Origin of the sequence: Desulfosporosinus sp. I2, assembly GCF_000960765.1 — a bacterium.
Lineage (GTDB): Bacteria > Bacillota > Desulfitobacteriia > Desulfitobacteriales > Desulfitobacteriaceae > Desulfosporosinus.
The window spans coordinates 1-9219 of sequence record NZ_JYNH01000173.1; the positions used below are offsets into that span (position 1 = coordinate 1).

General features: G+C 40.8%; 11 protein-coding genes, 3 tRNA genes and 2 pseudogenes. 11 read left to right on the plus strand and 5 right to left on the minus strand.

What is annotated here, in order from left to right; all coding sequences use genetic code 11:
* Positions 1-79 precede the first annotated feature (79 nt).
* On the minus strand, positions 80-658 hold the full coding sequence (locus UF75_RS22970) for a class I SAM-dependent methyltransferase (protein ID WP_045576858.1): 579 nt from the start codon (positions 656-658) through the stop codon (positions 80-82).
* A 332-nt stretch (positions 659-990) separates the two neighbouring features.
* Between UF75_RS22970 and UF75_RS29440 the strand changes: the two genes are divergently transcribed.
* The 6 genes and pseudogenes from UF75_RS29440 to UF75_RS30920 all read left to right on the plus strand — a co-directional run bounded on the left by UF75_RS29440 (position 991) and on the right by UF75_RS30920 (position 2109).
* On the plus strand, positions 991-1158 hold the full coding sequence (locus UF75_RS29440; RefSeq protein ID WP_197079512.1) for a hypothetical protein: 168 nt from the start codon (positions 991-993) through the stop codon (positions 1156-1158).
* A gap of 192 nt (positions 1159-1350) precedes the next feature.
* Positions 1351-1518, plus strand: a pseudogene (locus UF75_RS28665) (acyl-CoA dehydratase activase-related protein); the annotation flags it as partial.
* Positions 1519-1596: 78 nt separating this feature from the next.
* A tRNA-Asn gene (locus tag UF75_RS22980) sits at positions 1597-1671 on the plus strand.
* 1 nt (position 1672) lies between these two features.
* Positions 1673-1749, plus strand: a tRNA-Met gene (locus UF75_RS22985).
* A gap of 4 nt (positions 1750-1753) precedes the next feature.
* Positions 1754-1827: transfer RNA gene (locus UF75_RS22990), tRNA-Gly, on the plus strand.
* 156 nt (positions 1828-1983) lie between these two features.
* Complete coding sequence (locus UF75_RS30920) at positions 1984-2109, plus strand: hypothetical protein (protein ID WP_282433853.1); 126 nt, start codon at positions 1984-1986, stop codon at positions 2107-2109.
* A gap of 163 nt (positions 2110-2272) precedes the next feature.
* On the opposite strand, the gene UF75_RS22995 is transcribed toward UF75_RS30920, so the two are convergent.
* From UF75_RS22995 to UF75_RS27680, 3 genes and pseudogenes are all read right to left on the minus strand, one after another.
* Complete coding sequence (locus UF75_RS22995) at positions 2273-3028, minus strand: polysaccharide deacetylase family protein (RefSeq protein WP_045576859.1); 756 nt, start codon at positions 3026-3028, stop codon at positions 2273-2275.
* 604 nt (positions 3029-3632) lie between these two features.
* The gene (locus UF75_RS23000) at positions 3633-4445 is read right to left on the minus strand and encodes a divergent polysaccharide deacetylase family protein (protein WP_197079513.1); all 813 of its coding nucleotides are present in this window, start codon (positions 4443-4445) and stop codon (positions 3633-3635) included.
* Positions 4446-4790: 345 nt separating this feature from the next.
* A pseudogene (locus tag UF75_RS27680) lies at positions 4791-4916 on the minus strand (MBL fold metallo-hydrolase); the annotation flags it as partial.
* 192 nt (positions 4917-5108) lie between these two features.
* On the opposite strand from UF75_RS27680, the gene UF75_RS28670 reads away from it, so the two are divergent.
* Positions 5109-5261, plus strand: coding sequence for a Spo0E family sporulation regulatory protein-aspartic acid phosphatase (locus UF75_RS28670; protein WP_282433855.1), 153 nt, complete (start codon positions 5109-5111; stop codon positions 5259-5261).
* Positions 5262-5384: 123 nt separating this feature from the next.
* On the opposite strand, the gene UF75_RS23010 is transcribed toward UF75_RS28670, so the two are convergent.
* Positions 5385-5675, minus strand: coding sequence for a hypothetical protein (locus UF75_RS23010; RefSeq protein ID WP_045576861.1), 291 nt, complete (start codon positions 5673-5675; stop codon positions 5385-5387).
* 976 nt (positions 5676-6651) lie between these two features.
* Here UF75_RS23010 and galU point away from each other — a divergent pair.
* The 4 genes from galU to UF75_RS23025 all read left to right on the plus strand — a co-directional run.
* Positions 6652-7533 (plus strand): UTP--glucose-1-phosphate uridylyltransferase GalU, encoded by an 882-nt coding sequence (galU, locus tag UF75_RS23015; protein ID WP_045576862.1) that lies wholly within the window; start codon positions 6652-6654, stop codon positions 7531-7533.
* 157 nt (positions 7534-7690) lie between these two features.
* Complete coding sequence (locus tag UF75_RS30925; protein WP_282433854.1) at positions 7691-7825, plus strand: hypothetical protein; 135 nt, start codon at positions 7691-7693, stop codon at positions 7823-7825.
* Between the two features lie 302 nt (positions 7826-8127).
* Positions 8128-8757 carry a phosphatase PAP2 family protein gene (locus UF75_RS23020; protein ID WP_052693551.1) on the plus strand — a complete coding sequence of 210 codons (630 nt, stop codon included), beginning with the start codon at positions 8128-8130 and terminating at the stop codon, positions 8755-8757.
* A 275-nt stretch (positions 8758-9032) separates the two neighbouring features.
* A partial coding sequence (locus UF75_RS23025) for a hypothetical protein (RefSeq protein WP_045576863.1) occupies positions 9033-9219 on the plus strand: 187 nt, incomplete at its 3' end.

Below are 9219 nucleotides of genomic sequence, written 5' to 3' on the forward strand. Positions count from 1 at the left end.
TTTGACGTAACCTGGCTCCATTTTTCACCTTTTTCAAAAAATTTTAAGCGTAAATGTTAAGAATAAAAAATCGTCATTTTTATGAGAGCGTTGCCGTAAATAGAATCTCGTTATATAAAACCTTCTTAAATTGTGTTAGGAATTCGGTTTTAAAGTCTTTAAGTTCAAACATTTTTATGTAAGAGTCGTAATCTCGAATAAAGCTACCGTTATCACATAATTTCATAACGAAGTTAGAAAAAAAAGATTTTTTAAACAGACATGGTTCCAAGACAACAACTTTGCCATAAGGCTTAAGAATTCGCTGAAACTCAGAGAGATAAGGTGATAAATCTTCTGAAACGATGTGATGTAACACCGATAGCGTAAGGCTGTAATCGATAGAATTGTTCTCCAGAGGCAGATTGGTATCTTCCAAGACTAGAAAGTTGTAACCCGGGTTTAAACATCTGGCATAAGCAATGCGTCGCGAATCCGGATCTACCCCTATATAGTGGTCTTTCGAACACAGGGAGCTAGCTGACCCAATTCCCGAACCAAAATCAAGTACCTTTTTGTCGGTAAAATTAAAATATCGGCCCAAGACACGTTTTATGTACAAATTGTTTAAAATATCTGGACGGACAAACCAATGATAGAGGCGAGGGGATAATTCCATGCATTTTACCTCAAAAATTTTTTTAAATACATGGATTAATATTCCCTATTTTAAAGAATTTATTTATTTTTGGTTAAGTTGGTTTACCATTCCTAAGCAGGTAATTGGTCCGGCCCAGCGTTGGTAGTGAGAATTACCGGTTTTTTTATTTTCAATTAATAAAAAAAGTCTGTTTACAAATACTATTTTCTGTTTAAGGATTTTTGCTAAGGAGGGGTTTCTTTGACTGTTCAACAAGACCTACAAAAAGCTATTGCTACTGTACAATCCGCTCTCGGTACCTATTCAACGTTTGCTCAATCGACCCAAGATCAATTCAAGAAGGCGCAATCATGCGACAGGAACTGTCGCGTGAATTTGAGCCGTGCTGTATAAGAGATGAGGGAAGGCCCCTCGAAGCTGCCATGCAGGTGGAGGCTTCAAACCACCTTAAGCTGCTGTGGACAAAAGCCATGGTAGTGAGCGTTAAGGAAAAGGCGAGGCAAGACCTCGTCAGGTAAGTGCTACGGAGACGAATACAGATGAACCGCTGATAACGTGTCGAAAGGATATGGACGTCATCAAAACCAGGGGGGAGTTGTTAACCTGAGATAAGTCTGGAGGACACGTTTACTGTCCAGATGGTGACCGGCATGAAGGTGGCGTGAACTTATCACAGGCTCTTATGGGGAACGTGGGAACCTACGACTTCGATGATAAGGGAGAAATCCAAGTGGCAGACGCTCTTTGAATCGGTCAACATAGATGTTGTTGTGCCTCCAGAAAACAGCAAGCGTACCATTGCGCTTGGTACCAAATTTTCACCCGAATCCGCTTGCCTCCCTCTTAAATTTAACCTGGGTAACTTTATTGAGGCGGCTGAAGAGGTCGGTTTGCTAAACCGTTAGGGTGGGTAACTGCCGCGAGGGTTCAAATCCCTCCTTCTCCGCCAGATATATTCCTCGATAGCTCAATGGTGGAGCAACCGGCTGTTAACCGGTAGGTTGTAGGTTCGAGTCCTACTCGGGGAGCCATGGCAGGGTAGCCAAGTCGGTCTAAGGCAAGCGGTTCATACCCGCTCATGCGAGGGTTCGAATCCCCCCCTGCTACCAACATGCGGGTGTAGCTCAATGGTAGAGCGCTAGCCTTCCAAGCTAGTTACGAGAGTTCGATTCTCTTCACCCGCTCCATTAGAACTAATAAACCGCACCATGAGGTGCGGTTTTTCTCTGTTACATATATTTGCGCTCTCCCTATACTAATGAAGTTTATCGGAGACGTATTTGCGAAGGTTTAAAACGCATGGGGAAGGAATAAGCGTTGCTTGCCCTAGGCCATCTAATTCTTTGAAAGCTTACAAGATATTGCTTACCAAGGATCCGTACAATGAATTAGCCACAGAATATTTAGCAGAACGCGAACGCGAAAAGGAACAACGAGTTACTCGACAGCTTCAAGTAAAAGGATATTAAGTTTCAAAAGTGTGTTAAGATAGGTTCCAAATGAGGCAATATTAATGTGATATGCGCAATCACCAGAATCTTATTAGCAATAGCTGTTGTGCCGATTTTGTGGGATGTGGTCCGTTTAATCCCTCAGGTAGTTGGATGAGATAAATAGTTCTCTTCTGATTCGTCATGGGATATTATCTCCGATCTGGTCAAATGTTATTAATCCATCAATAGTTTTTAAAACAAATCCCTCTCGGGTCAATTGGTCGAGAATGACAGGCAAGGCTTTGACTGTATTCTCTTTTGGATGCATTAATACAATCGCACCGGATTTATTTGGTCTAATCCCAAACTGAATGGCTGGATTAAGAACACGTTTCGCGATAATCTCTGCTGTACTGTCTCCCCTCCAATCGACAGTATCCAATGTCCATAGAATGGTCTGATAGCCCAATTCATCAGCTGCTCGCAGTCCAGAAACACCCTTCTCTCCATAAGGCGGTGCGTAAAAACGTGTTTTTCGTCCAATGATTCCTTCAATGATCCTTTCTGTCTTTATAATTTCTTCTTGGTTAGACCCTACAGAAAGATGATCAGGATGCGGGTGAGAATACCCATGATTTTCAATTTGGTGACCTCGGCTTGCCATTGATTTCAGTAATTCTGGATGTTTCTTGGCCCAACGCCCGGTAACGAAAAAGGTTGCCGATGCCTTGCCTTTATCCAATGCATCCAATATTGCCGAAATATATTCTTCGCCCCAATCCACGTTAATCGTTAAAGCCATGACTTTCTGATCCGTTTTGACCTGTTCTATTGGCTTTGAGACCGTAGCATTAGATACAAGGACCCATTTTCCAGTAACAATTCCAACAAACAATAGAAGGAAAATCACGACTAACGAAAGTACTCTTCGTGAGATTCTTAAAGTAATGAACACCCATATCCCCCCTCCTATACATTTATGCGAAGAGGGGACCTAACAGACTGTTCATTCTTCAGATAATATTGGTCGGTTTATATATAATTATTATTATAAGTGTGTCGGTGAGGTGAGTATGCTTTGCAAATCGTTATTGGTGAAGACAATATAATTGAGGTTAGTAGAAGGATTAAAGAAGATTATGGAAACGGAAAAGAGTTCCATTAAAAATATGCAGGTAGGGTTGAAGAGAAACCCATCATGTGAGTTCTTGTTATGGCACAATGAAAATGTATTTGCAGGATAAGAGGATTATTTACGATTGAGGGGCAAGAAAATAGTTAAAGTCAGAGAAACTAGATTACCTTTCCGGATGATACTTTCACAGCAGATGAAAAAGTCAAAGCCTGAGTAGACGCCGTTTGAAAATATATCCCTAACGAATGCTTCGAGGCTGTCTTAAAATATCGGAATTCGAGGTGCTGGTAAAGTTTCTGGATAACCCAGAGGGGGCGACAGCATGGATGTGTGACGAGAACTCATGTCAATTTGTTCGCAGTTCTGACGTCGTTGAATAAGCGTTTTATGAGGGAGTAGAGCGAGGTAACATTCTGAATGTTGCTTACGAATGCAGCAACTCAGATAATGGCACTACTTGAATGCCTTGAGCACTCATTTCCGGCAGCATCTCCCTTATAGCCCGGGCAGTATTAGGGCCTTGTGGTCCGACGTGCCCGATACCTATAGCTTTACCGGAAGTTTTAGCTTTAGCTATCAATAGTCTTATTTGTTTTTTTATAGAATTAAGATCAGCTGAATTGTCTAAGAAAACATCCCGGGTACCCGATATAACACCTGCCTTCTTTGCTTCCTGGGCCAAAATTGTGGATTCACTGGTCCTGCTGTCCAAAATTATCAAATTGTGTTCTTTGGCGGTTTCCACAATTGCTTCCACTATTTTAGGATTCTCTGTGCCTTTTGATCCCATGTGATTGCTGATACCAACAGCATAAGTTATTTGCTCCACACTGTGGTCAAGTCGAGTTCTAAGTTCCTGGGGAGATAAATTTGTGGTTAAGGCACCGGGTCCAAGCCATTCCGGACGTCCATTTTTTGATTCAATAGGCATGTGAATGATGATTTCGTAACCTAGGTTGTGCAATAATTCAGCTTCTTTCTGTGAATACAATAAATTAGGCATTATTGCCGCAGTAATAGGAATACCCAGTTCCAACATCTGTTGAGTTCCCGGATTGTTAATACCAAAATCATCAATTACGATAGCAATTTTAACGTTGACAGGTTGCGGTGTCATTGTGTGATTCAAATGTCCTACAATACGAACAAAACCTACAAATATCAAAAATACTGTTATTAGAGCCGTAATTGCTAAAATCGGGCGGCGAACGATCAGAATTATTGTGCGCTGATTCACTTTTTCCACCATCCTCTATATCACTTCTTATGTAAGTATATTGACTTAACTAGTAGTAAGACGCAAAAAAGCATTAAAATACCCTCCTGTGCTAATTAAGCGTAGGAGAGTATTTCTTTGATTGGGACTATATGTCGGTTGTTTAGCCAATGAAGCTTCCATTAATCCTTGTTCGGTTGCAGCTTTTAATAGTAACCCCGTAATAAGCAAGGCCGCATATTTTAGCCGGGCGGTATTGCTATTCTGTAGATTTACCCACCGTCCTCAAACTATCAATAAAGAAATTCTTGGAATCGTTAAAATCCAAAGTGGATAAAACGGTGGATGATGGTGAGGTGTTACGACCAATTGCCCATTTACAACATTAAGAGCATCTCCGGCAATAAGAGTTTTATATTGGTTAAGATACAGGCAAATGTATCCCAGAGTATGGCCTGGAGTAAAAATCACCGTGATCCCTCCACAGTACGGTGGTTCGCTTGTCGCTAACGCATAAGATGTTGTATGATAGAAGAGTAAGGCCCCCGCGTAATAAGGGGACCTTACTCTTTCATATTCCGACAAAACATCACCTTTTATCCCGATTGATGATACCGTAATTCCGTATTAGAATATTCGAGAGCTGCATAAGTATTTGAAATGAGGTTTTATAGAGTGGAACAGATGGTGCAGGAGAAGATAGAGGAATTGAGAATACAAATGCAAAAAATAGCTTCCGATAAAATTCTTACGGATCACAGAGTGGTAAGTATTTTACTCATTACTGAGTTGTATATATTTAAGAAGATATATACAAAACTCGTCCTGTTTTTTTAACTTTGGCTGTTTCTGACTGGAACATCATAAGTTGTGAGTTGTCATGTCTCTTTGAAGTATCAAATCATCCATGTTTATTTCTACTTTTAAGTTCATTAGAGTTTCCATTGATTATACATGTCTTCAGCTAAATTTATTAATAGGATTCAGCCAAAATCTTACAAACTCCATAAGCTGTTTCCCCTTAACTGTAAGTATTTTCCCCCTGCCATGACAATTCCTGCAAAAAAAGAAAACGGATTCATCTGGTTGATCCGGAGTCTCATTTTCTATTGTGTCGAGTTTATCCTTAGCCTCTAAAAAATGAAGCTTAGAATTTCGTATGGCCCAGTTATGATACCACGTGGTGTTCTCAATTCCACCCTTACAGTTGCACTTAGGGCATTGTTCCTCTAGCGCATTAACGTCAATCATTACTTAACCTCCGTTCAGCTAATTCTATTGATGTATTCTATTACTGAAATGGCTGAAGAGAAGGATTCGTCTAAATAATAGCATAATAATCCGTATCTAGGGCATGATATCCCTCGATACGCGTTCCTCCTACACTAGGCTCTCATCGGTAAGGATGGGGGCCTTCATCGTCTAAATGCAATTTTCGTATAGCAGTATAAATCAATATTGGGAAAAAGGAAATTTCGCAATACTTATTAAAGAAGGAAGTGGAAAAGAATTTATGGGAGGATAATGCTATGATCTCGAACAGGCTGTAGCTATTACTCTATTTATGAAAGACTTTCACGATGAGGACGTCTCAGTTTATGTATTCAGTTCCCGATAAGGTAGTTGTAGATCAATAATAAGACTCTAAATGTAGGTTTGAAGAACGACGAGTCAACATCAAAATATGAAAAAACCGTTAGTATGAGGTGTTTGAAGGAAAGGAAAAGACTTGTTGTACGCGTTCCGATAGAGAAATCACATAGTAAGACATATATTTCCATATAATACAACGAAATCTCATGGGCATTTTAGATAAGGTGTTGATCGTTATTGGTGTAACTATGTTATAACCATGTCAATGTCATTTCATGGATTGTCACGGAACGTAGAAAGATAATGTCCTCAACTAATGGCTGGGGCTTAGATGCTTACTGCAATAAGTAAGGGCACCTGCATGAAGTCCAGCGACCTTCCGAACCTGTTGGTTTGTCCGACAGTTTTCACGCTACAAATAAAGCAGTCCAGTTACACCCGGCGGCTTTGAATTAAAGTTGACGGTTTGGGTGTCTGTATAATATAGCATAGTCACTGGCTCCGCAAATTGGTCAACCCATTCGTCAAGGTCGGTTCCGTTTTTAAGTTGCGAAAAATATTTGAATTAGTTGGGTTACTATCCTATATATAAGAGATAAAATGAATAGATGTAATAAAAGGAGAGAGGCAAAAAATGCGTAAAATCCGCAAAGCAGTAATTCCGGCAGCCGGGCTGGGAACCCGTTTTTTGCCAGCAACAAAGGCCCAACCGAAAGAAATGCTGCCCATCGTGGATAAACCAACCATTCAATATATAGTCGAAGAAGCCATTAAATCCGGAATCGAAGACATTGTTATTGTTACGGGGCGGAATAAGCGAGCCATTGAAGATCACTTTGACCGCTCGATGGAACTAGAAACGTTTTTAGAAAAGAACTCGAAAGAGGAACTTTTGGATTTAGTTCAGGATGTCGCCCGGATGGCGGATATTTATTATGTGCGGCAAAAAGAAGCATTAGGCTTGGGACATGCGATCTATAGCGCCCGCAAATTTGTTGGAAATGAACCGTTTGCGGTCCTTTTGGGAGATGATGTCATTTACTCCGAAGTGCCCGCTCTGCGCCAAATGATGAATCATTACGAGCGCTATGGCGCAACTATCGTAGGGGTGCAGGAAGTCCCGATTGAGGATACGTCCAAATACGGGATCGTTGATGGTCAAAAGTTTGCACATCGGCTTTATCGAGCTAAGAATATGGTAGAAAAACCTCTATCAGAGGATACCCCAGAAACCCGCTTAGCCATAATGGGACGGTATATCTTAAATCCAGAAATTTTTGATATTTTGAGTATCCTTCAGCCAGGCAAGGGTGGGGAAATTCAACTCACGGATGGAATTAAGGAACTAGGGCAATATCAGGAAATCCTCGCTTATGAATTTGAAGGTCGGCGGTATGACGTCGGAGACAAGCTCGGTTTTGTCGAAGCGACCATCGATTATGCGTTGCGTCGGGGAGCTCTTTCGGAGGACCTCATGAATTATTTGCGTGATCTGGTTCGGAAAGCTGACTTATAATAGGAAAAATTATATGGCACCTGTAGGATAAAGTTATACACCTGCTGCGACTATTGGGGTAGGCGCTGCCATTAATGCTATCGCAATTAGGTTCGGGAGGAATAAGTGAGAGAGCTTATTTTACCTGAGGGGTAGCATTCAGTTTCGCTGGTGCCTGTTGAAAACCAGGCCCCCGAGTAAATTGGTTGATTTGGCCGACCGTCCCAATGATAGTAATAAATTCGTCAAGGGCACCCCGGCGGCTTTGAATCGTGTGTTGGCGGATTGGGTCGTCTTGGGTAAGGCGGGATAGTTATTTAACGATTATTAGAGGTTACTTCGTTTGCAAATATATCCCTTAAAAAACGGTTCGAGGCTACCTTAAAACATAGGAGTATGATGTATTGGTAAAGTTTCTTGATAATCCGGCTGAGCAAACATCGTGGATATGGGACGAGAACTTATGTTAATTTGTTCGACGATTTGAGGTTGAGTAAGCGTCTTTTGAAGTTGTTTAGAATACTTTGGTTGTGGTTACCCTGTAGCAAATAAGCGTAAGCGTAAAATAATCCACCCCTTGCGTATGTGGTATTATCGAAGAACGGGGTAGGTATCTTGGAAAAGCAGTTTTCGAAGTATTGGGGTTTCTCATTATTAGTTTTGCCGGCGTTTAATTCTATCTATTTTCTCTTAAATCACACCAGCGGGCGGGTCTATAATCTCGCTACCGTTTTTGATCAGATGATCCCATTCGTTAAGTATTTTGCCCTTCCTTACATAGTTTGGTACCCTTTTGTAATGATCACATTATTATGGCTGATGAAACGGCAACCGCGTCTTTATGTTACGACACTAATCTCTTGTCTAATGGGATTAGTATTAAGTTATAGCTTTTTTATAGTTGCCCAGACCACTACGCCAAGGCCGCCGCTTGACGCTCACGACTTGTTTACCGAGATTGTATTGTATATTTACCATGCGGATAAACCGTATAATTCGTTTCCCAGTATCCATGTATTAATTAGTTTTGTTCTTTTCCGAGCCTGCTCAAGATTGAATATCCAGGCACCAATTTTTACAGCTTCGGTACGGGGTTTAGCAGTGATAATTATCCTATCCACGTTGTTTATCAAACAACACACTTTGTTGGATGTCGCCGGAGGAATAGTTTTCGGCGCTTTCTTATTCTGGCTTGTGGATATGGTTAGCTTAAAGATAGGGCAAACGTATCCTATTGACGGATGAATTAGGAAGTGCCCAGGAATAAAACTTGCAACTTTAAAGCTTGAAAATGGAATATCCAAGAAGTTTTATATTATCAAGCAACCAAAGAAGACCCAAGCCCATTCTAAGGAAAAGACAAAGATCCGAACAAAAGTCATACAATAATATTTTGATTGTAAATATCCTAGATAGGCACAGAGGTTTAAACACTACCAGGCCTATGGCTTAAAAGTTCCTGTTACACAATGAGTTATAACTGAATAATATGAATTAATATGGGTTGGAGGGAAAGCCTCGTGGAAGCAGATGAGCAGAACCTACTCGTATTAATCGATGTGCGGAAAATGAACCGCTTGCAGAGAGAAAATAAAAAATCAATTGACATGATGAGCGACCAAATTACCTATTATCAGGATCTTTTTGACACTGTCATCGCCAATAACAGGAATACCAATCAAAGTATTGTAAGAGAGAGATACGATC

Coding starts and splice junctions, on each gene's coding strand:
- UF75_RS22970 (WP_045576858.1), bottom strand. CDS start 658: ATGGAATTATCCCCTCGCCTCTATCATTGGTTTGTCCGTCCAGATATT.
- UF75_RS29440 (WP_197079512.1), top strand. CDS start 991: ATGCGACAGGAACTGTCGCGTGAATTTGAGCCGTGCTGTATAAGAGAT.
- UF75_RS28670 (WP_282433855.1), top strand. CDS start 5,109: ATGGTGCAGGAGAAGATAGAGGAATTGAGAATACAAATGCAAAAAATA.
- UF75_RS23010 (WP_045576861.1), bottom strand. CDS start 5,675: ATGATTGACGTTAATGCGCTAGAGGAACAATGCCCTAAGTGCAACTGT.
- galU (WP_045576862.1), top strand. CDS start 6,652: ATGCGTAAAATCCGCAAAGCAGTAATTCCGGCAGCCGGGCTGGGAACC.